Source organism: Sulfuricaulis limicola, from assembly GCF_002355735.1.
GTDB classification, from domain to species: Bacteria; Pseudomonadota; Gammaproteobacteria; order Acidiferrobacterales; family Sulfurifustaceae; genus Sulfuricaulis; species Sulfuricaulis limicola.
Map to the genome: position 1 here is coordinate 1,408,686 of NZ_AP014879.1, position 19,273 is coordinate 1,427,958.

Consider the following 19,273-nt stretch of genomic DNA (forward strand, 5'->3'; position numbering starts at 1 on the left):
CTTGAATACATCCCTGAATCTCAATCGTCGTGAATTTCTCAAGGTGTCGGCTCTCGCCGGCGGCGGGCTGCTGATCGGTTTGTATCTGCCAGGTCGGCTCGAGGCCGCCGCCAATCCCGCCACCGCGGAATTCACACCGAATGCCTTCCTGCGCGTCGCGCCGGACAATACCGTGACGGTGATCGTCAAGCATCTGGAAATGGGACAAGGCGTTTATACCGGCTTGCCGACCATCGTGGCGGACGAACTGGACGCGGACTGGAGCCAGATCCGCGTGGAATCCGCGCCGGCCGATGCTGCACGTTACGGCAACCTCGCCTGGGGCGGAACCTCGCAGGGCACCGGCGGCAGCACCAGCGTCAACAATTCCTGGGAACAGCTGCGCCGCGCCGGCGCCACCGCGCGCGCCATGCTGATCAATGCCGCGGCGCAGAACTGGAAAGTGAATGCAAGCACTTTGCGCGCCGAGAACGGATTCGTTATCGACGCCAAAAACAATCGCCGCACGAGCTACGGCGAGCTCGCTTCGCTGGCCGCGACCCTGCCGCCGCCCGCGGACGTGCCGCTCAAATCACCGAAACAATGGAAATACATCGGCAAGCACGTGCCGCGCACCGACAGTGCCGACAAGTCCAGCGGCAAGGCGGTCTATGCCAGCGATGTCCGCCTGCCCGGCATGCTCACCGCGCTGGTGGCGCGCCCTCCCCTGTTTGGCGCCAGGGCCCGGAGCTTCAATGCCACGGCGGTGAAGATGATGCCCGGCGTGAAGGCCGTGATCGCGATCCCGCAGGGCGTGGCGGTAGTCGCCACCGATTTCTGGTCGGCGAAGCAGGCACGCGACGCACTGCAAGTGGAGTGGGACGACAGCGCCGCCGAGAAGCGTTCGAGTGACGAGTTGCTGGCGCAGTATCGGGAACTGGCGCGCAAACCCGGTGCCGTGGCGCATCGCGCGGGCGATGTCGCCTACGGCCTCAAAGACGCCGCGAAAAAAATCGAGGCCACCTTCGAGTTCCCGTACCTGGCGCACGCGGCCATGGAACCGCTGTCCTGCGTGGTGCGCCTGGGAGACAACGCCTGCGAGGTGTGGGCCGGTTCGCAACAGCAGACACTCGATCAGGCCACCGCCGCGCGCATCGCCGGACTCAAACCCGAGCAGGTCACGATCCATACGCTGCTCGCCGGCGGCAGCTTCGGCCGGCACGCGAACCCGACCGCGGATTACGTCAGCGAAGGCGTGGAAGTGGCCAAGGCCACGCGCGCCCTGAACGCGCCGATCCGGCTGCTGTGGACGCGCGAGGACGACATGCGTGGCGGCTACTATCGTCCCCTGTACGTGCACACGATCAGCGCCGGCCTCGACAAGCGCGGCCGGCCGCTGGCGTGGCAGCACCGCATCGTCGGGCAATCGATTCTCGCCGGCACCATGTTCGGATCCGGGATAAAGGACGGCATCGACTTCACCTCGGTCGAAGGCGCGGCCAATCTCCCCTACACGATACCCAACATGCTGGTGGATTTGCATACCACGCAGGCCGGCGTGCCGGTGCTGTGGTGGCGCAGCGTGGGCAGCACGCACACCGCGTTCTCGACCGAAGTCATGATCAATGAACTCGCCGTCGCCGCCAGGCAGGACCCGGTAGCTTTCCGCCGCGCGCTGCTCAAGGACCATCCGCGTCATCGTGCTGTCCTCGACCTTGCGGCCCGGAAGTCCGGCTGGGACAAGCCACTGCCGAAAGGACGCTGGCGCGGCGTGGCGGTGCACGAATCGTTCAATTCGTATGTCGCCGAAGTGGCGGAAATCAGCATCGCCGACGGCAAACCGAAGGTCGAACGCGTGGTGTGTGCCGTGGACTGCGGCGTGGCCGTCAACCCGGACATGGTGCGCGCGCAAATGGAGTCCGGCATCATCTTCGGGCTGTCCGCGGCGCTGTACGGCGAGATCACGATCAAGGATGGCCAGGTGGTGCAATCGAACTATCACGACTATCCGATCTTGCGCATCAACGAGACGCCGGACATCGAGGTGCACATCGTCCCGAGCAAGGCCACGCCGACCGGCGTCGGCGAGCCGGGTGTGCCGCCGATCGCCCCGGCCGTGGCCAACGCCGTGTTTGCCGCCACCGGCAAGCCGGTGCGGCGTCTGCCGATCCGGATCTGACCGATGGAAACCGCCGACCACGAAGTCCTGCGCACCGCCGTCGACTGGCTGACGGCGGGCGAACCGGTTTATCTTGCCACCGTCGCCAAAACCTTCGGCTCCTCGCCGCGCCCGCCGGGCTCGCTCGCAGTGCTGCGGGCCGATGGCCGCTTCGCCGGTTCGGTGTCGGGTGGCTGCATGGAAGAAGACCTGGTCGCGCGCCTGCGCGCCGGCCGGCTGCCGGAGAAATTTCCCGCGGTCGTTGCCTACGGCGTCACCGGCGAGGAGGCACGGCGTTTCGGCCTGCCCTGTGGCGGCAAGCTGGAACTGGTGCTGGAACGGCTGGAAAGCGCGGCCGCACTGCAAAATATTCTGGAAAGAATCGACGCGCGTCAGCAGGTGGTGCGGCACGTATGTCTCGACACCGGCGAAGCCAGCCTGCATCCGGCCTCGGCGCGCGGGGAATTCTTTTACGATGGGCGTCATCTGCACAAACTGTTTGGTCCGGGCTGGCGGCTGCTGCTGATCGGCGCCGGGCAGTTGTCGCGCTTCGTGGCACAGATGGGTCAGGCGCTCGATTACGAAGTGATCGTCTGCGAACCGCGCGAGGAACTGGCGAGCCTGTGGCAGGTGGACGGCACCATTCTCGATGCGGGCATGCCGGATGATACGGTGCGCGTTCTCGCCGATGCGCGTTGCGCGGTGCTGGCGCTGACGCACGATCCCAGGCTCGATGACATGGCCTTGCTGGAGGCGCTCGCCAGTCCGGCGTTTTATGTCGGGGCGCTGGGCTCGCATGCCAACAACGACAAACGCCGCGCGCGCCTCGCCTCGCTCGGCGTCTCGTGCGAACATCTGGCGCGCCTGCACGGACCGGTCGGCCTGCCGATCGGCAGCAGGACCCCGGCGGAAATCGCGGTCGCGGTGCTCGCCGGTGTCACCGCCGCGCGTCACGGGATCGTGCTTGCGGCCGAGGTGCCGGATGCGCCTGTCCGGCTGACGGCCGACGGCTAGCGCCCATGCCCGGACCCGGCCCGCGTATCGTCGGCGTGCTGCTCGCCGCGGGCAGCGGGACACGTTTCGGCGGGCATAAACTGCTCGCGCCCCTGCCGGACGGCACCACCGTCGCGGTCGCCGCGGCGCGGCACCTCATCGACGCCCTGCCCGATTCCGTGGCCGTGCTGCGTCCCGGCGATGAAACTCTCGCGGCACTGCTCGCGGCCGAAGGTCTGCGTATCGTCGTCAACCCGAATGCCGACGCCGGGATGGGCGCGAGCCTTGCCTGCGGCGTCTCTGCCGTGGAGGCGGACGGCTGGGTCATCGCACTGGCCGACATGCCCGCGATCCGGCTCGCGACCATCCAGGCCGTGGCCGAGGCACTTGCCACCGGCGCATCACTTGCCGCACCCGTTTATCACGGACAACGCGGCCATCCCATCGGTTTCGCACGTGGCTTTCGTGCGGCGCTGACCGCGCTCACCGGTGACAGGGGTGGACGCGATATCCTTGCGCAACACTCTGACGAAGTACGCCTGATCGAGACAGACGATCCGGGCGTGCTGGTGGATATTGATCACGCCGCCGATATCGTCGCCGGGGAGCGCTAACGCTTTGCTCCAAGGTAAACAGACTGATATCTCGCAGGGCGGGTTAGTCGCGCAGCGACGTGACCCGCCGGATGCGGCGTCAGCTCGCGGTTCGCATCCGGCGCAATATGCTGCGCTATTGCGCCCTGCGCGCTATTCATTCTCCGCCACTTGCGACTCTAATGCCTCCCACCGGGAAAAACATGTTTCGAGCTCGGCGCTCACGGCCTGCAGTCGCGCCAGCGTGGCGGCGATGGTCTCGCCCGGCTGTTGATAGAAACCGGCGTGGCTGACGGAAGCCTGCAAACGTGTCTGTTCCGCTTCCAGCGCCTCGATCTTTCCCGGCAATGCCTCAAGCTCGCGTTGCTCCTTATAAGACAGCTTGCGGGACTTGGCGCGTGGGGTCTCGGCAGAAATCGCGGGTTTGCCGGCCTTGGCGGATGCAACGGATTTGGGCGCGGACTTTTTTTGCCGCAGCCAGTCGGTATAGCCGCCGACATATTCTCCGATGCGTCCGCCGCCTTCGAACACCAGCGTGCTGGTGACGGCATTATCCAGAAACGCGCGGTCGTGGCTCACCAGCAGCAAGGTGCCCTGATATTCGAGCAGCAGCTCTTCCAGCAGTTCGAGAGTTTCCACGTCCAGGTCGTTGGTGGGCTCGTCCATCACCAGCAGATTCGCCGGCCGGGCGAACAGGCGCGCCAGCAGCAGGCGATTGCGCTCGCCGCCGGATAGGGTGCTCACCGGGGAACGCAAGCGCTCCGGAGGGAACAGAAAACTCTGCAAATAGCCAACGACATGCTGGCTGCGGCCGTTGATGGTCACGGTCTGGCTGCCTTCGCCGACGCTGTCCATCACCATGGCGTCGGGGTCCAGATCGGCGCGCTGCTGATCGAAATACGCGACTTGCAGTCGCGTGCCACGTCGCAAGTGCCCCCGCGTCGGCGACAATTCACCCAGCAGCAGCTTGATCAGCGTGGATTTGCCGGCGCCGTTGGGGCCGACGATGCCGATGCGATCACCGCGCATGACGCGCACCGAAAAATCCCTGATCACGGCGGTGTCGCCGTAATTGAAATCGACATGCTCGGCCTCGAACACCAGCTGGCCGGAGGCCTCGCCCTCCTGCATTCTCAGATCCACCTTGCCCACGCGGTCGCGGCGCTGGCGGCGCTGCTCGCGCAGGGCTTCGAGCGCGCGCACCCGGCCTTCGTTGCGCGTGCGGCGCGCCTTCACGCCCTGGCGGATCCATGCTTCTTCCTGCGAGAGTTTCTTGTCGAACAGCGCGTTGTGCTGCGCTTCCGTCGCGAGCTGTGCTTCCTTGCGACGCACGTAATCGTCGTAACTCCCGGGCCAGGAAGTGAGCGCGCCGCGGTCGAGCTCGACGATACGCGTGGCCAGGCGTTTCAGGAATGCACGATCGTGGCTGACGAACAGCAGCGCGCCGGTAAAGTCGACCAGGAATTCCTCCAGCCAGGTGATGGCCTCGATGTCCAGGTGGTTGGTCGGTTCGTCGAGCAGCAGCAGGTCCGGTTCGCACACCAGGGCGCGCGCCAGCATCACGCGCCGGCGCCAGCCGCCGGAGAGTGCGTGCATGCTGATATCGCCATTGAGATTCAGGCGTGACAGGACCATTTCCACCCGTTGCTCCAGCCGCCAGCCGTCACCGGCCTCGAGTTCGTGCTGCAATTGTGCCAGGCGTTGCGTCAGGGCCGGCGTGGGCGCGTGCGCCAGTTCAGTAACGGTGTGGTGGTATTGCGCTATCACCTTGCCCAGCCCGGCCAGCCCGCCGGCGACGATATCGAACACGGATTCGTCGCTGTCAGGGCTGACTTCCTGCGCCAGGTGGGCGATGCGCGTGCCGGGGCGGATCCAGAGACTGCCGTCGTCGGGCGTGGCCACGCCGCTCAACAGCCGGATCAGCGACGACTTGCCCTCGCCGTTGCGTCCGACCAGACACACCCGCTCGCCACGCCGGATTTCGAGCTGGGCGCGCTCCAGCAACGGACGATGGCCGTAGGCAAGGGAAACCTTGTCGAGACGCAGCAAAGGCATGGTGCTTTTTCAGATCAACACGGACGGGTTCGTGGAATTTCCGGCGCGGCCCCGGGTCAATTCAATTTGTAGATCGCCTGATTCGGCTGGTCGAGCAACTTCTCGGTGCTCTTTATGCCCGTCGAGGTGAGATCGACTATGAACAGGACGATGTACACGATCGTTCCAAGAACCAGGCAGGCGAATATCATCTTCAGGAAAAGCTTGAATTTGAAATAGGCGAACACCGCCACGACGGCGAGAATGGGGGCGGCAATATAGGCGTGACTGGAGATTAAATCGAGACCGCCCTGCACCAAAGCCTCAAATTCCATGATGGCCGCATAGTATCGCGATCAGCCCGAGGTTATCCAGTCGGCAGGCACGCCGACACCCGCGGGCAACCGGCGCCGTCCGCGGCCTAATTTGTCTGTTCGCGGGCGGAATGCCGGGCGCGCTCGCGCGCGGCGATCTGCGCCGGGCGCGGGACATGCAGCAGGTCGGCAATCTTGTGCACCAGGGTGCGCTCGAAGCGGTCGATCTCGTGGTCGGCGGAGGCCACCTGCCACATGTGCTCGATGATTTGCTCCTTCTGCGCCGCGGTGTAGTGCTTGTTGATGAGCGCGGTGAACTGGTAGTAATCGGTGGCCTGTTCCGCCTGTTCCTCCGCCAGGCGCGTGAGTGTTGCGGTCTCCTCGGCCGTCAGCCTGAAATTCTTCCGAATGGCAGCCGTCATCGCATGGCGCTCGACGTCCTTGATCTCGCGATCCGTGCGCATGACCTCGAACAGCAACGCCGCCGTGGCCACCTGCACGGCATGACCGTCGCTCCGGCCCTCTTCCAGTGCGCCCGGAATGAGGTGCCGGTCAAAAAAATGTTTAATGGTTTGCAGCATGATTTGGGATTTTACCGTATTGCAGTTTTGATCCAACTCAAGGCAGGAGCAGCGCCGATGTGTATAGTCAGGCGACGATCCGTGTGAGGTTGGAAGAACATCCGCCGCGGAGGGTTGTCAACGCGGAGGGTTTCGAACACGTTAAACATCGTACCCCTTTGAGGCGTCATTCCCCTGTCAGTTCCGGGCGAGCGTCGCCCGGATCATGCCGAATGACCCGTGGAGGTGCCGTCATGCGCAAACCAGTCCTGGCGTTCCTGCTGGCTGTTCTCGTTTCCGGCGGTTTCGCCGGCGCCGCGCCAACCGTGGCGGCTGACGTGAGCGTGGACATCAGCGTGTTCTACAACGCGCTCGCCCCCTATGGCCAATGGGTGAACCGCCTTTCCTTCGGCTGGGTGTGGGTGCCGCATGACGTGCCGGTGTCCTGGCGCCCGTACACGCACGGACACTGGGTCTACACCGACGATTACGGCTGGTACTGGGTGTCGTACTGGCCGTGGGGCTGGGCGCCGTTTCATTACGGCCGCTGGGCTTACGATGACGATTACGGCTGGGTGTGGGTGCCCGACACGGTGTGGGGGCCGGCGTGGGTGGACTGGCGCTACGGCGACGGCTGGATCGGCTGGGCACCGCTGCCGCCCATGGCCGTGTGGCGGCCGGGGGTCGGCTTCAGTGTCCGGATCGTCGAGATCGAGCGTTATGTTCATCCGACCAGCTGGGTGTTTTGTCACGAACGCAACTTCCGGCGCGAACATGTGTATCGCCACATCGAACTGGCGGCGCGCAACGTGACCATCATCCAGCGCACCAGCAACATTACCCGCTACGTCGTCGAGCAGGACCGCATCGTCAATCGCGGCCATGACGTCGACCGGCTGGAAAAGGACACGGGGCAACGCTTCACGCGTTATCGCGTGCGCGAGGTGGCCTCGGCAGCCGAACAGCGTTCGACGCCGCGCGGCAACGAATTTTCGGTCTACCGGCCGAAAGTGAGCCCGGCGCTGCCCGGCGCCCGTCCGCCGTCGTCCCCTCCGCCGCGCGCGGCCGAACCGCCTGAACGCATCCGCCAACAACAGGAAACCCAGCGTCAACAATTGCTCAGGCAGCAGCAAACGGAACGCCAGCAGCTGCAGGAGCATTACCGCCGGCAACAGCAATCGGAGATCAGGGTTCTCGACGAGCAGCATGGCCGCGAGCAGAAGTTGCTGGAACGACGGCAACAAAGGGAATACCGGATGGCGCCACAATCACGCAAGGACGAGAAATCCGGCGAGCGCCGCCGGGACACCAGATAGCGGCTGACAGGAGCGGATGATTCATCCCATGACCGCCCCTCATTTCGTTATCCGCGTGGAGTGTTATGCCGGGTACCGCGGCGAGCAGGAACCGCAGCGCTTCTGGCTGGGCGAGCGTCCGGTCGAAGTCGCGGAGATTCTCGACCGCTGGCTTGCGCCCGAGCACCGTTATTTCAAGATCCGTGGTAACGATGCCGCCATCTGCATTCTGCGGCACGACACGCAAGCTGACCTCTGGGAGCTCGCCTTGTTCGAAGGCCGTCCGGGCTGAACCGCCGGCCATTCCGCATTGACATGCTGCCAATCCAGAAACTGCTGAGCCGCCTCCGCTGGGACCCGCGCTACCGCCGCGGACGATTCGAGCTCGGCTATTACGACCGCATCAAGCGCGGCATCGTGATCGTGCCCTTCGATATCATTTATTTCCCGACCGGGGCGCCGGGGACATTTGAAATCCAGGACGAGGAAGCCATCGTGCACCGCATCCCGTTCCACCGCGTGCGGCGCGTGTACCGCGACGGGCGTTGCATCTGGGAACGCCACCCGCCGGGCGATGCTCCCGGCGTCAACCCGGCCGCGGTTCGGCGACGTGCCGGTAAACCCGGCGCGTGAGTTCAACGGCCAGCTCGCCGGCCACGCCGGTCATCACGGAATAAACCGTGTCAGACACCGAATCGCGGGCGATGCTGAACAGCGACGGAATGCGCACCGAACGGCTCAGTGCCCGGGTCTCGGCGGCGTACAGCCGCATGATCTCGTGCAACAGCTTTTCGAACTCCGCGCGCGGGTACTGCGCGGCCACCGCCGCGCGGAACCGCGGCACGGTTTCCCAGCGGGTGAACAAGGCATGCGCCGCCGCGAGCAGCATTTCGGCGCGACGCCGGCGGAACGGTTCGAGCTCGTGATATTCGATGCGGATGTTGACGGGAAACACGGCGGCCTCGCGCAGAAAGCGCTGATCCACCTCGCGCGCCTGCTGCAACAATGCTTCCACGTCGGCCGGTCCGGGCGCGCCGCCCGCCTGCCGCGTCGCGGCCGCGCGCAGGATCGCCGCACGGTCCTTCTCGATTTCCTTGCGCAGGTTGATCTCGAGAAACGAACGGAACACCGGCAACAGCAGCCGGAACAGCGCGTGCGACTCCAGTTGCCGGATGGTGCGCGCGCTGAACTCCCGCATCATCGCGGCGTCCATGGCGCACAGGGCCCGGGCCTTGTCCACGGCGCCTGACGCGGGCCTGCCGGTCAGGGTCCGGGTTTGCGGGCCCGGTGAAAGCCGATCATGCCGAGCAGCAGGCTTCTGGCCTGCACGTTATCGAAGCCGGTGTGTTTCAACAACTGCGAAAACTCCTCGACCGAGTAGAACAGGCTCAGGGTGTCGATGAAATATTTCTTGCAGTTGCGCGCCGCCATGCCGCTGCGGAACAGCACCGCCGTCACCGACAGGCTCACGCGCAGGTAGGCATAATACAGGCGCTCGATCGTGCGGTTGCCGGGGCGCAGCATGTCGCAATGATAAAAATGCCCGCCGGGCTTCAGCACGCGGTGAACCTCCCGGGCGACGTCCATGATGCGCAAATGGCGCGACGCCCATTGCAGCGTCACCACGTCGAAATGATTGTCGGGAAACGGCAGCTTGTGCACGTCGCCGATGACGCTTTCAATGTGAAACCCCTCCCGCGCGGCGCGCTGGCGGCCGACTTCCTGCATCGCCGTGCTGCGATCCATGGCGTACACCTGGAGGTCGGGTTGCTTGCGCAGCATGGCCAGCCCGACGGCATTGGTGCCGGCGCAGACGTCCAGCGCCCTCTGCCCGCTTTGCAGTTCGATGGTCGCGAGAAAGCTGTTGCGGAACCAGTTCCACATCCCCAGGCTGGCGACGTGATTGGCGCGGTCGTAATACCCGGCTACGTCGGCGAACACGTCGTTCAGTTCCTCGGTCCAGACCTGCTTTAACAGTTTTTCCCGGGTGTCCTCCCGGTCCGCAAAGTGCATTTCTCCCAGAAGAATACCTTCGCCATTAGCCATAAATTGTCCTGTCGTTGGTTGCTTTCGGAAACAGCCCGATGGTCTCTTTTTAGCCAAAAAGCCGCGCGGCGGTTTTGCGCCAAGTCAAAAATCCGTCGTCCGGGCAATAAATGATTTTTGATTATACCTGCTTGCGCACGCGCGCAAACCCGGCCGTGCGGGACCCGGGCGCTGGCGAATCCGGGGCCGTCGCCTATGTTTAGTATGTATCTGGCCGGGCACAGCACAGGGGAACTCGTGACTAAATCTACCTTTCCCCCGAGCGGAAGCGTCTCCGTGGACGGGATCGAGGTCGTCGAACTGTCGGATGTCGATCTCGATTTCGCCGTCGAAGAGGCGTTTCGGCAAGGGGTGCCCCAGGCTTCCGCCACGACACACACGGACGCGGCCAATCCGCAGGACCTGGGCGCGCTCGAACTGTTTCAGGGCGTCGGTGAACAGGACCTGGCCGCGTATGCGGCACGTTGCCAGTTGCTCCACGCCGTCCCCGGTCATGTTCTGTTTTCGCCCGGGCGGCTCAATACCAAAATATTCTTCGTGCTCGAGGGCCAGGTGCGGCTCTACGCCCAGACAGGCGACAAACGGCCCATGGCCGTCGCCGACGTCGGCCACTCGACCGGTCTGCGCTCGGCCCTCGCCATGCAGCCCCTGGATCATTCCGCGATCGTCACGGAAGCCTCCCGCCTCCTGGTGCTGGACATCTCGGCCGTCGACGAGCTCGTCAAACGATCCCATGCCTTCGCGCGCAACTATGCCGCGCTGCTGGCCGGCTACCTGCGCGGCGATGACTGCCTGCACGTCGGTACGCGCATGGGCGCCGCCACGCAACACGGATACATCGACGAACTCACCTTGCTGCGCAATCAGCGCTGGCTGGATGAAATGCTGCCGCGGCTTCTGGGCCGCTGCCGGATCGGCGACAAAACGCTCGCCGTCGCCGCTTTTGCCGTCGACAAGCTCGACGAGATCGTGAAACAACACGGCATCGGGCCGGCCCTGCGCGTGCTCGAAACCATTGGCCACTGGATGCAGGATCAAACGCGCCCCACCGACATCCTGGCCATCAGCAAGAATCGTTACATCTTCGCGTTCCTGCCGGACTGCGATCTCGACGCCGCGCGCGGTCTGGCCGGCCGCCTCAAGGCCCAGATCCAGAGCCTGCCGATCCCGCTGGCGACGGAGAAAGCACCGCAACCGATTACGGTCACGCTCTCACTCGGCATCGCCGAACTCGAGCGGGGCAAGGGCGAACAGGATTTTCTGGGCAAAACCGAGGCGTTGATCCAGAAATCCATCAAGCTTGGCGGCAACTGGTTGAGCGAAGCGTTCTAGGTATTATTCTCCCGCAGTGGCATGCCCGGGTTCTGCCACGCCCCGCTCCTGCTGTCGATACCAACACTGTACGGTGTGTATTTCTCGCTGGCAGATAATCCTCGCTATTGAGTCTCATGAGTGTATAGTGGCTATACCTGACTGATTTAATCAGTTATTAGCACGCACTCTCCCCGGATTGGCGAGAGTGAACACAACCCACGGAGGGTTAGCCATGAAGCAATATTCCCCAGCAATTACCAGCACGACAGACCCGATCAACGGTTTCAACATCACCAAACTCGAAGACCGACCCCATGTTGTTGAGGGCGACAAGGCCACCGGCCTGACGATTTACTTCGAAACCAAAGCCACACGCCAGACCTACCTCGACATGCCTGTTGAGCGCCCGGAACAGGATTTATCCAAAACGTTGAGCAACCCAACGGGCAACTACTCCAGCTGAGATTTCAGGCTCCGGTTTCAATGGATTTGAGCCGGCATCAGACCCTGCCGGCACGGCGAACCTGACCAGGAAGACGGGGCGCGGGATGTTACAACCGCGCTTCACGATCCTGATCGTCAGGCGTCGATTGCCTGTCGAAGGCTTCGCTTCTCCGACGTATTACTCCCCCGCTCACAAGCTTTATAAGGAAACTTTTATGAAACAATTCATAGCAGATCCGCAGGAAACCGAGAATTCAGGTAAAGATATGCGCGACCGTCTGGTCGAGCTGGGCGACCAGCGCTGGGGTCGCAGCAAGTCCCTGGCGCTGGCCAAAAGCGAAGGCGTGGATTTGAACGACGAACATTGGGAAGTGATTCTTTTCCTGCGCAAGTTTTATCTGGACCATGGCCTGCCGATCACGGCGCGGATAACCGCCCGGGCGCTCAACAAAAACTTTTCCGGCCTGGGTGGCAGCAAGTACCTGAACCGGCTTTTCAGTGGCGGCCCGGTGACGCAAGGCAGCCGGCTCGCCAATCTGCGTACCCCGGCGTACGCCACCGACCCTTCGTTTGGCACCAGCTACTGAAATAGCCGGGTTTTAAGGCCGGGCCCGGTTTTTCGCCTGTTGCGGGTCTCCCCCCCCTTTTTTTTAGCCAGCCTATTCCACCTGCTGCTCCATGTCCGCCAGCCGGGTGAACACGCGCTTCATCGCATTGAGCCGCGCGAGATAACCGCGGACGTCGTGATCGCCGCAACGCTGGCCATCGCTCAGCCGCAGGCCACGCCGGGCGTAGAGGTTGCCGGCGCCGGCGCCGCACAAATGAATCACGGCGGCCAGGTCCTGCTTCTGCTGGAGCGTGGCGCCGGTGATGCGGTTTCGCTCCAGCGTGTCCGCGACGTGGCGATCCAGCCAGGCCGAGGTCAATTCGGCGGCGTGACTCGGCATGACGCGCGTGTACAGGCTGTTGAACCAGCATGACCGCAACGCGTGCCAGGGCCCGTCCTCGACCACGACGTGGTCATGAATGCAGTAGCGCCGCGCCTCGGCGAAGGTCGCGTCGGTGATCTGGTACATGCCGACCGCGCTCGATGCCGGCCGGTACAGCTCGAAGAGATTCCATGTCAGCTGCCAGCGCCAGTAAGTCCGCGCCACCGGATTGCCCGAGCCCTCGATCTGCGCCAGCGCCGCCAGAAACTCGGGCGTGATGACGGCGGTGGAATGCGCCTCGAAGATCGGCGCGTACCGGCGCCAGGTTTCCGACGGCGCCTTGAAAAGCGCGTCGCTCACGGGAAAGAACAGCTCGGCCGGCTTGCGCGCAACCTGATAGGTCCAGTTGATCGCAGACCAGAGCGCCACAACGACGGCGGCGACAATGAATAGCTGAACCTGCCATGGCGCGGCCAGCAGCGCCTTCCGCCACCGCCGGCGGCGCCGGGCGCCCGGCCACAGGAAGGCCAGACTGAAACGACGCCGCGGTTTTCTTCGCCCTTTCCGGGAAGCGGTTCTGGTTCTGCGCGCGCGTGCCATGTATGCCGATTAGCATCATGGCGGCATTAATGCAACGCTGACCGGATGGAGGGAAATACGGACCCGGCCAATGGATCAGTGAAGAGATATGGTTTTCTGGATTCCCGCCTTCGCGGGAATGACAACAATTTATTACTTTTGTTAATTAGTCCGCCCAGCGCGGCACGTATTTCCACCCGTTCCGCAATTCCCTGTCATGCGCGCGAAAATCGGCGTGGTGTTGCCGCACCAGCGACCAGAAGCGCGGCGAGTGATTCATTTCCGCCAGGTGACAGAGCTCATGCACCATCACGTAGCGCACCAGCGCGGGATCAAGAAACAGCAGTTTGGCGTTGAGGCTGATCGACTTGTGGTGCGAGCAACTCCCCCAGCGGGTGCGTTGGCGCTTGAAGCTGAGGCGCTGGAACGAAAGATCCAGTTGCCGGCTCAATTCCTCGAGCGGCGGCGCCAGATGGGCATAGGCCTGGCGCACGAGCCAGCGCGCCAGCGCGGCGCGGCCGGCCGGCTCATCCGTGATGCGACCGTGAATCAACAGCCGGCCCGGACCGGTTTCGCGCACCGCCGTCCGGGACGCGCCCGTTTCCCGGGCGGTTACCTGCCACACCCGCCCCAACGCCGGAAGCCGGATCTCCTCCGGCAGTTTCCAGGCCGGCGCGGGACCGTTCAGCAGGCGTTCGGCCCCGGTGCGCTCCAGGGCGGCGCGAATCCAGGACTGCTTGCGCTCCAGCAGGCCGGGCAGGCGCGCCGGGTTGTAGCCCCGGGGCACGACCACCTCCAGGCCGCCGTGCGGCGTGACGCGCAAACGCACATGCCGCGCCCGCGCGCTCTCGCGCAACCGGTATTCGAACAAGGCTTTGCTTGGCGGCATTCCGGGGACCAGGGTCAGATCACGGGTTTTTGCTAATATATCGAACCAACCGTCACAACGCGAAGGATCGGCAAGGCATGGGCAAGCTGGTGATCAAGACGCCGGGAAAACAGACCGGCGAGGTGAACCTGAGGCTGGGCGAGATGACCATCGGCCGCCACACCACCTGCGACATCGTCCTGAAGGACGACAAGAGCGTGAGCGGCAAGCACGCCATGATCAAGACCGTCGGCACCAAGTCGACGATCGAGGATCTCAACAGCACCAACGGCACGTTCGTCGAGAACCAGCGCATCAAGCAGCATGAGCTGCGCAGCGGCGAGTCCATCATCATCGGCGATCACGTGCTGGTCTATCGCGACGTGGTGGTGCTGGATGCACCGGCCTATGGCGGCCCTTCCGCCGGTTCCAGCGTCACGTCGAATACCTCGCAGGAACGGACCCGGATCATCCGGGCGCACGCGCAACTCGTCGTCATGGAAGGCAAGGACAAGGGCCGGCAGGTGCCGCTGGTGAAGCAAGAAACCGTGATTGATAATCCCGGCAAGAACCCGGCGCGGATTTACCGCGGCGAGGACGGTTACGTGCTGCACGCCCAGCTCGGGCCCGGCGAGCCGCGGATTAACAACAAACCGGTACCGAATGGCGGACAGATACTGGAGAGTGGCGACGTCATCGAGGTCGCCGGGACGAAATATCAGGTGTTTGTTTAGCCGACCGCCCTCTTCCCGCGCCGGATCAAGGCGTGACCGTGGTGAAACTGATCTTGCCGATGCTCCGGGTCACCACGCGCAAGCCGTCCCCCGAGACCGCGAGCTGGCGCGAGCTTGTCTGATAGGGAACATTGAAGCTTCCGAGACCGGTGCCGCTGTCGTTGTACGTATATACCGTGGAAGGCGAAAACGATCCGCCACCGACATACAGCTTGCCCGTGGGCCCCACCTCCGCGTTCGTTGAAAATCCCGCGGGCGACAGCGCCAGGAACAGCATGTTGCCGTCGAAGTGGTAGATCCCGGAGTTCAGGTTGGCGCTGACGAATACCCGCGATCCCGTGGCATTCACCGCCATGTCGAGGCCGATATAGCTCGACCCGAGGGAGAAACTGTGCGTCTGCACCGCGCTCAGGGGTTGCAGGAAGGGATAGCGCAGCGCGTATCGCACCAGGCCGTTCCAGCTTGTTGAAATGCCGAAGAGGTTCTTGCCGTCCTGGCTGGCGGCGACCAGCATCAGCTCGCTGAATCTGTTTGGAACGCCGTCGTCGGTAAATCCCGCCAGCTGTTGGCCGGTTTCGGAATAAATCCGGCGGTTGCCGCCAACGATGACGCCGCGCCCGTTCGGCCGCGCGTAAGCGAGGTGGGCGCAGCCGCGCATGGTGTTCAGCAAGTACCACTTGGAACCGAATTGCCACGTCGTCAGGTCCAGCGGAATGATGTTGCCATCGCTCGAATCCAGCACGTACAGGGTTTGGCCGTCGCTGCTGACGGTCATTTCGCTCAGATAGGAATCGGCGGGGCCGGCGATGGTCGTCACCAGCGCGCCGGTATAAATGTTGTAAACCTCCAGATTGCTGCTGACGCCGGGGGAGCCGGAACAGGCGCTGCCACCGGTGACATAAACATAAGGCCGCACCGGGTCCGCCACGACGTTGAAGCCCGTCGTATTCACTGACAGCGAGTTCGCCGGGCTGGCCGCGCTGACGTACAACCCGACGCGCACCGTTTCCGTATTGGAAATCGTTGGATCATTGGAATTTACCGTGACCGTGGCGTAGTGAATCTGCTCGGGTGCGAGGCCGGCCGGGTTGGCGGTCAGGACCAGATCGCCGTCGGTGGTTCCGCCGGGCGTTACACTCAGCCACGCTTGATCCGATGCCGCGCTCCAGGCGGTGGCGGTGCCGGCGTTTTCGGAAACGGTGACGGTATGGCTGAGCCGCGAAAGTGTCGCGGTACCGGCGAGCGCCACGCCGTTATCCGATACCTGCAGCCGGTGCGGTTCGAGGTACAGGGTAACGCCGACATCGTGGTTGACGTTGCCGACCGTGTCGGTGACGGTCACGGTGGCCGTGTGAATACCGGCCGCGAGCCCGCTCGCGTTAACGCCGACACCGATCGGACCGGGGGTGTGCCCGCCCGCCACCGTCAGCGTGACCCACGGTTCGCTGGCGCTGACATTCCACGCAAGGCTTTCGCCGGTGACCTGGATTTGCTGGACCGGCGGCGCGGAAGGCGCGCCCGCGGTTGATTCAAAGGTGAGATAGGACGGCGTCACCGATATCTGCGGCAGGCGATGCGTGAGTGTGACGGGAACGTCGCGCGTCTTGCCGTTGCCGGTAACCCGGATGATGGCATTGTAGGTGCCCAGACCTGCGGGAGGGGAATAACTCACCCCCACGGCCTCCGGCAGCGTCTGGCCACTGACCTGCTGGGCGCCGTTCAATCGGACCCAGTCGGTTCCCGATTGGTAGATAACAGCAGCGTTCCAGGCATAGCTTTGATTCTGTGTGTCGCTGATGCCGAACGGCGTGTCCGGTGGAACGGGATATCCGCTGATATACGTCCAATTGAAGCTGTCGACCGAGGTCGTCAGGCCCGAGGTAACGGTATAAGCAACCGAGACCGTTTGCGGACCTCCCGGTACCGGGATGTTCCCCAGGGCGTCTTCATATCCCGTGATGGTGATGGTTCCGGTGTGCACGCCGACACCCAGGAGATTGGGCGCGGCGGGTTGAACCTGGATGGTCAGGGTATTGCCGCTGTAGGTCTCGGTCAGCGCGCCGGTCGCGCCGCTGCCGGTGACCTCGAAATAGAGCGTGCCGGCGTTGACCGTAACCTGCACCGTTTGCGGCGCGGGAGCAGCGCCATTCTCCACGGCAGCAAAACCGAGCGAGTTGGGCGATACCGAGAAGGAATGCGTGTTGTCCTGGCCGCCTCCGCCACCCCCGCCCCCGCCGCTACAGGCGACCAGGACGAAAACCGGGAGCAACAGCAATGCACGCCGCAGGCACGCGATGATGGCACGCATTATTGGGTAGACCCCCCTTCTGTCCCGGATACTTCTTCTGGACCGCTGTCTTTTTTGGAAGCGGTTTCTTGTCTGGGATAAATCCTACAAGGCCTTCGCTCCCGGCACAACATCAGACCCGGGGTTCAACCGCGGGCCCGGTCACGCCCGTCGCTCGGCGCCCTGCATTTACTGAATAGCCGATAGACGCAGGGCACGTATCACGCACCGTGCATCATTTCATCTTCGACGGCAGCGTGATGGTCCGGCCGTCCACCACGAAACGGCCCCTGCCGAGGTGGTGCAGCATGCGCGGGTGTTTGCGCGCCGGGTCGATCCAGGCCTGGAGCACCTCGAGCACGAAAAAATTGTACTTGCGCGCCAGGTGCGCATCGGTCACGCGGCATTCGAGGCTGGCATAACACTCCTCGATCAGCGGCGGCGCCACCCGCTTGGCCGGCCGCGGGGTGAGGCCGAAGGCGGCGAACTTGTCGAGGCGCCGGCCGGAGCTGTTGCCCACGGCGACGACCTTCTTGCCCAGCTCCACGGTGGGAATGTTGATGACGCACTGTTTCGTCGCCTTGAGCGCCGCAAAGCTGTAATTGCGATCGCTCAGCACCATGCCGATGAGCGGCGGCTCGAAGTCCATCATGGTGAGCCATGACAGGGTCATGACGTTGGCCCGGCCCTTCTGCGCCGTGGTCACCAGCACCACCGGGCCGGGCTCGAGCAGGCCGTAAACCTTGGGCAAGGGATAGGGCTTTTTCATGGTCAGGCCTTTCGTTTTCCCTCCTTTGATCAATTGTCGTCACCCCGGCGAAAGCCGGGGTCCAGGATTTGCATATCATCCCCGCGCAGCAGGGATTCATTGATTACCGTTTTACGCCTTCTTCACAAACTCCGACTTGAGCTTCATCGGCCCGATGCCGTCGATCTTGCAGTCGATGTTGTGATCGCCTTCGACCAGCCGGATGTTTTTCACCTTGGTGCCGACCTTGACCACCGAGGAGGAACCCTTGACCTTGAGATCCTTGATGACGGTGACGCTGTCGCCGTCCTGCAGCAGGCTGCCGTGGGCGTCCTTGACCACCAGGCCCTCATCGGCGGCTTCGGCAATGCCCTCTTTCGACCATTCGTGTGCGCATTCTGGGCAGACGAACATGCCTCGATCTTCATAGGTGTAGGCGGAGCCACACTTCGGGCATTTGGGTAAATCGCTCATAGGCCTGTCCTGCGTTGGGTTGGTTGAATCATGCGGAGCGCTGCAAACGGCCCATTGTAATCCACCCCGGCTTTCCTGGCTTGTGGAGCGGAAAAAAGGGCCGGCCGCCCTGCCCTGGCGGCTTGATGTGAGTCAATGAGCAAACGCCCGGGGTGATGTTTGATGCTTCAAACGGCAGCCACATCGCGACAGCAATTTGTACTGATTTCGGCGTCGTGGATGTGACTGCAGGGTGCATGTAGCACAATCGAGAGCAACGGAGGGTTCATGATTCTTCTCGGGTACGGACTCGCGTGGTTCATTACCGGTACAACGACCGCCTGGGTGTTCGGGCGCATGGTTCAGGCAGGCAATCTGGAAGATGGGGGTTTGCTGCTCAACTGAAGGAAACGGTCATCCTCGCGCAAAGCCAGCCATCGAATGCAGTAGTCGGGGGTGGGGATGCGGGATTTCAGCAGCTCGCGGCTCCGCGGATGTGAGCGCAGAATGCAATGCAGTGCAAAGGAGAGGAATCGTGGAACTCGCTCTCAAGATAGTCAACGGCCGGGTCGAGGTGTACGAGGACGGCGCCCATCGCCACTCTTACGGATCGCACATCGAAGATGCCGCCACCGATGGCAAGATCGTTGCCGTCGTCACCCGGGATGGCCGGATCGAGGAATACCGGGACGGCATGTGCCAGCGTTCCTACGGTTCGAACGCCAGGAAGATCCGGATTTCGGGAAACACCTTGGCTGTAACGCTCAGGGACGGGCGGATCGCCGAATTCGAGAACGGCATGTGCCGGCGCATGTATTAGGAAAAAGGGGCCTATTAGGAAAAAGGGGCCAGGCTCAATTTTTGATCTTGTTTGCATCACGTCGGACGCACAGAATTGAAAAAATTGAGCCTGGTCCCTTTTTTATACGGACAGCTCCCCTCCCC

The 19,273-nt window shown here is 63.3% G+C and carries 21 protein-coding genes; 11 read left to right on the forward strand and 10 right to left on the reverse strand.

The window, feature by feature from the left end; all coding sequences use genetic code 11:
• Position 1 precedes the first annotated feature (1 nt).
• Genes SCL_RS06945 through SCL_RS06955 form a run of 3 tightly spaced genes read left to right on the forward strand, consistent with a single transcriptional unit; the run spans position 2 to position 3,744 of the window.
• Positions 2-2,158, forward strand: coding sequence for a xanthine dehydrogenase family protein molybdopterin-binding subunit (locus SCL_RS06945; protein ID WP_096360545.1), 2,157 nt, complete (start codon positions 2-4; stop codon positions 2,156-2,158).
• Between the two features lie 3 nt (positions 2,159-2,161).
• Positions 2,162-3,151: an XdhC family protein gene (locus SCL_RS06950; protein ID WP_096360546.1), complete on the forward strand. Its 990-nt coding sequence runs from the start codon at positions 2,162-2,164 to the stop codon at positions 3,149-3,151.
• A gap of 5 nt (positions 3,152-3,156) precedes the next feature.
• Entirely contained in the window at positions 3,157-3,744 is a 588-nt protein-coding gene (locus SCL_RS06955) for a nucleotidyltransferase family protein (protein WP_096360547.1), read from the forward strand.
• A gap of 132 nt (positions 3,745-3,876) precedes the next feature.
• Here SCL_RS06955 and SCL_RS06960 read toward each other — a convergent pair whose 3' ends face one another.
• The 3 genes from SCL_RS06960 to SCL_RS06970 all read right to left on the reverse strand — a co-directional run bounded on the left by SCL_RS06960 (position 3,877) and on the right by SCL_RS06970 (position 6,652).
• Positions 3,877-5,778: an ATP-binding cassette domain-containing protein gene (locus SCL_RS06960; protein WP_096360548.1), complete on the reverse strand. Its 1,902-nt coding sequence runs from the start codon at positions 5,776-5,778 to the stop codon at positions 3,877-3,879.
• A 56-nt stretch (positions 5,779-5,834) separates the two neighbouring features.
• Positions 5,835-6,092: a hypothetical protein gene (locus SCL_RS06965; protein ID WP_096360549.1), complete on the reverse strand. Its 258-nt coding sequence runs from the start codon at positions 6,090-6,092 to the stop codon at positions 5,835-5,837.
• An 86-nt stretch (positions 6,093-6,178) separates the two neighbouring features.
• On the reverse strand, positions 6,179-6,652 hold the full coding sequence (locus SCL_RS06970; protein ID WP_096360550.1) for a tellurite resistance TerB family protein: 474 nt from the start codon (positions 6,650-6,652) through the stop codon (positions 6,179-6,181).
• Between the two features lie 233 nt (positions 6,653-6,885).
• Here SCL_RS06970 and SCL_RS06975 point away from each other — a divergent pair, with 233 nt between their 5' ends.
• From SCL_RS06975 to SCL_RS06985, 3 genes are read left to right on the forward strand one after another with little or no spacing between them, the layout of a single operon-like run.
• Entirely contained in the window at positions 6,886-7,947 is a 1,062-nt protein-coding gene (locus SCL_RS06975; RefSeq protein ID WP_096360551.1) for a DUF6600 domain-containing protein, read from the forward strand.
• 28 nt (positions 7,948-7,975) lie between these two features.
• Entirely contained in the window at positions 7,976-8,218 is a 243-nt protein-coding gene (locus tag SCL_RS06980) for a hypothetical protein (RefSeq protein WP_096361886.1), read from the forward strand.
• 23 nt (positions 8,219-8,241) lie between these two features.
• A complete protein-coding gene (locus SCL_RS06985) occupies positions 8,242-8,559 on the forward strand; it encodes a DUF504 domain-containing protein (protein ID WP_096360552.1) in 318 nt (105 codons plus the stop codon).
• Here the strand turns inward: SCL_RS06985 and SCL_RS06990 are convergent.
• Positions 8,513-9,166, reverse strand: a complete 654-nt coding sequence (locus SCL_RS06990) for a hypothetical protein (RefSeq protein ID WP_096360553.1) — start codon at positions 9,164-9,166, stop codon at positions 8,513-8,515. The two genes, SCL_RS06985 and SCL_RS06990, sit on opposite strands and share 47 nt — an antisense overlap.
• 23 nt (positions 9,167-9,189) lie before the next feature.
• Positions 9,190-9,972, reverse strand: coding sequence for a class I SAM-dependent methyltransferase (locus tag SCL_RS06995; protein WP_096360554.1), 783 nt, complete (start codon positions 9,970-9,972; stop codon positions 9,190-9,192).
• 237 nt (positions 9,973-10,209) lie between these two features.
• Here SCL_RS06995 and SCL_RS07000 point away from each other — a divergent pair, with 237 nt between their 5' ends.
• From SCL_RS07000 to SCL_RS07010, 3 genes are all read left to right on the forward strand, one after another.
• Positions 10,210-11,304, forward strand: coding sequence for a diguanylate cyclase domain-containing protein (locus tag SCL_RS07000; protein WP_172425958.1), 1,095 nt, complete (start codon positions 10,210-10,212; stop codon positions 11,302-11,304).
• A gap of 214 nt (positions 11,305-11,518) precedes the next feature.
• A complete protein-coding gene (locus SCL_RS07005; RefSeq protein WP_096360556.1) occupies positions 11,519-11,749 on the forward strand; it encodes a hypothetical protein in 231 nt (76 codons plus the stop codon).
• Positions 11,750-11,945: 196 nt separating this feature from the next.
• Complete coding sequence (locus SCL_RS07010; RefSeq protein WP_172425959.1) at positions 11,946-12,317, forward strand: TusE/DsrC/DsvC family sulfur relay protein; 372 nt, start codon at positions 11,946-11,948, stop codon at positions 12,315-12,317.
• Between the two features lie 72 nt (positions 12,318-12,389).
• Here SCL_RS07010 and SCL_RS07015 read toward each other — a convergent pair whose 3' ends face one another.
• Together SCL_RS07015 and SCL_RS07020 are read right to left on the reverse strand one after the other, a co-directional pair.
• Positions 12,390-13,088, reverse strand: coding sequence for a transglycosylase SLT domain-containing protein (locus tag SCL_RS07015; protein ID WP_197702741.1), 699 nt, complete (start codon positions 13,086-13,088; stop codon positions 12,390-12,392).
• Between the two features lie 316 nt (positions 13,089-13,404).
• Positions 13,405-14,127, reverse strand: a complete 723-nt coding sequence (locus tag SCL_RS07020; protein WP_096360558.1) for a M48 family metallopeptidase — start codon at positions 14,125-14,127, stop codon at positions 13,405-13,407.
• A gap of 77 nt (positions 14,128-14,204) precedes the next feature.
• On the opposite strand from SCL_RS07020, the gene SCL_RS07025 reads away from it, so the two are divergent.
• The gene (locus SCL_RS07025) at positions 14,205-14,840 is read left to right on the forward strand and encodes an FHA domain-containing protein (RefSeq protein ID WP_096360559.1); all 636 of its coding nucleotides are present in this window, start codon (positions 14,205-14,207) and stop codon (positions 14,838-14,840) included.
• Between the two features lie 25 nt (positions 14,841-14,865).
• Here the strand turns inward: SCL_RS07025 and SCL_RS07030 are convergent, their stop codons facing one another.
• From SCL_RS07030 to SCL_RS07040, 3 genes are all read right to left on the reverse strand, one after another.
• Positions 14,866-17,148, reverse strand: a complete 2,283-nt coding sequence (locus tag SCL_RS07030) for a BACON domain-containing protein (RefSeq protein ID WP_096360560.1) — start codon at positions 17,146-17,148, stop codon at positions 14,866-14,868.
• Between the two features lie 214 nt (positions 17,149-17,362).
• A complete protein-coding gene (locus SCL_RS07035) occupies positions 17,363-17,896 on the reverse strand; it encodes a flavin reductase family protein (RefSeq protein ID WP_096361888.1) in 534 nt (177 codons plus the stop codon).
• Between the two features lie 111 nt (positions 17,897-18,007).
• A complete protein-coding gene (locus tag SCL_RS07040; protein ID WP_096360561.1) occupies positions 18,008-18,349 on the reverse strand; it encodes a zinc ribbon domain-containing protein YjdM in 342 nt (113 codons plus the stop codon).
• A gap of 514 nt (positions 18,350-18,863) precedes the next feature.
• Here SCL_RS07040 and SCL_RS07045 point away from each other — a divergent pair.
• On the forward strand, positions 18,864-19,148 hold the full coding sequence (locus tag SCL_RS07045) for an IceA2 protein (protein WP_096360562.1): 285 nt from the start codon (positions 18,864-18,866) through the stop codon (positions 19,146-19,148).
• The last annotated feature ends 125 nt before the right edge of the window (positions 19,149-19,273 follow it).

Bases quoted from the DNA above. Each gene is read 5' to 3' on its own strand.
- SCL_RS06955 (WP_096360547.1), top strand. From the start codon at position 3,157: ATGCCCGGACCCGGCCCGCGTATCGTCGGCGTGCTGCTCGCCGCGGGC.
- SCL_RS07025 (WP_096360559.1), top strand. From the start codon at position 14,205: ATGGGCAAGCTGGTGATCAAGACGCCGGGAAAACAGACCGGCGAGGTG.
- SCL_RS06960 (WP_096360548.1), bottom strand. From the start codon at position 5,778: ATGCCTTTGCTGCGTCTCGACAAGGTTTCCCTTGCCTACGGCCATCGT.
- SCL_RS06970 (WP_096360550.1), bottom strand. From the start codon at position 6,652: ATGCTGCAAACCATTAAACATTTTTTTGACCGGCACCTCATTCCGGGC.
- SCL_RS06980 (WP_096361886.1), top strand. From the start codon at position 7,976: ATGACCGCCCCTCATTTCGTTATCCGCGTGGAGTGTTATGCCGGGTAC.
- SCL_RS07040 (WP_096360561.1), bottom strand. From the start codon at position 18,349: ATGAGCGATTTACCCAAATGCCCGAAGTGTGGCTCCGCCTACACCTAT.
- SCL_RS07005 (WP_096360556.1), top strand. From the start codon at position 11,519: ATGAAGCAATATTCCCCAGCAATTACCAGCACGACAGACCCGATCAAC.
- SCL_RS06965 (WP_096360549.1), bottom strand. From the start codon at position 6,092: ATGGAATTTGAGGCTTTGGTGCAGGGCGGTCTCGATTTAATCTCCAGT.
- SCL_RS07030 (WP_096360560.1), bottom strand. From the start codon at position 17,148: ATGCGTGCCATCATCGCGTGCCTGCGGCGTGCATTGCTGTTGCTCCCG.
- SCL_RS07010 (WP_172425959.1), top strand. From the start codon at position 11,946: ATGAAACAATTCATAGCAGATCCGCAGGAAACCGAGAATTCAGGTAAA.
- SCL_RS06975 (WP_096360551.1), top strand. From the start codon at position 6,886: ATGCGCAAACCAGTCCTGGCGTTCCTGCTGGCTGTTCTCGTTTCCGGC.
- SCL_RS07020 (WP_096360558.1), bottom strand. From the start codon at position 14,127: ATGCCGCCAAGCAAAGCCTTGTTCGAATACCGGTTGCGCGAGAGCGCG.
- SCL_RS06950 (WP_096360546.1), top strand. From the start codon at position 2,162: ATGGAAACCGCCGACCACGAAGTCCTGCGCACCGCCGTCGACTGGCTG.
- SCL_RS07035 (WP_096361888.1), bottom strand. From the start codon at position 17,896: ATGAAAAAGCCCTATCCCTTGCCCAAGGTTTACGGCCTGCTCGAGCCC.
- SCL_RS06995 (WP_096360554.1), bottom strand. From the start codon at position 9,972: ATGGCTAATGGCGAAGGTATTCTTCTGGGAGAAATGCACTTTGCGGAC.
- SCL_RS06985 (WP_096360552.1), top strand. From the start codon at position 8,242: ATGCTGCCAATCCAGAAACTGCTGAGCCGCCTCCGCTGGGACCCGCGC.